We start from the raw sequence: 670 nt of genomic DNA, 5'->3' as shown, positions 1-670 counted from the left end.
ACAAACCCTGTACGCTGGGAATTTAGCTCCTCAAATGCGAGAGTTAGAAATGATTGCTGTTTGCTTGACAAGATTTGAATATGACAAAAGCATTCCCAAAAATCCTATGGCATTTGCAGAATGCAAAAAACAGCTTGTTGAGGGTGGTAAACCAAATTATCCGCCGTCTGACAGTAGAGTTAAAGCAGTTCCTCAAGGATATCATTGCTGATCACCAAACTCCTCCCCCTGAACCTATTTATCAATTACCTAAACTAGCCGGTCCTGTTCATAACTTAGGTGGTGGTGGTACTGATGTTGATGATGCCATTCAATGGATGATTAATCAAGTCAGGGGGGGTAGTAACAGCGATATTAAAGTTAATGTTTTAGTGATTCGGGCTGCTGGTAAGGATGATTACAATCAGTTAATTTATTCCATGAAAGGTGTCAAATATGTAGAAACTCTCATCATTCGTAACCGCCAAGAAGCGAACAGAACGGATATTTTTGATAAGGTCAGAAATGCTGGGGTAATTTTCTTTGCTGGAGGTGATCAATGCGAATATATTCGTCACTGGAAAAATACTAAATTAGAAGTGGCTATCAAGTCGGTTTATGATCAAGGTGGTGCTATTGGTGGTACAAGTGCCGGCGCAATGATTCAAAGTGAATATGTTTATGATTCTTG

2 protein-coding genes are annotated in these 670 nt (G+C 39.7%); both read left to right on the top strand.

Annotated features, from left to right (window positions below):
- Positions 1-211: hypothetical protein (locus ACIR131C_RS26460; protein ID WP_231395363.1), on the top strand; the 211-nt coding region annotated here is incomplete at its 5' end.
- Positions 144-670 (top strand): cyanophycinase (locus ACIR131C_RS0100925; protein ID WP_028088714.1); only part of this gene is annotated, 527 nt, incomplete at its 3' end. The genes ACIR131C_RS26460 and ACIR131C_RS0100925, both read left to right, overlap by 68 nt.

Origin of the sequence: Dolichospermum circinale AWQC131C, assembly GCF_000426905.1 — a bacterium.
Lineage (GTDB): Bacteria > Cyanobacteriota > Cyanobacteriia > Cyanobacteriales > Nostocaceae > Dolichospermum > Dolichospermum circinale.
This window is presented reverse-complemented; position numbering and strand designations above follow the sequence as displayed.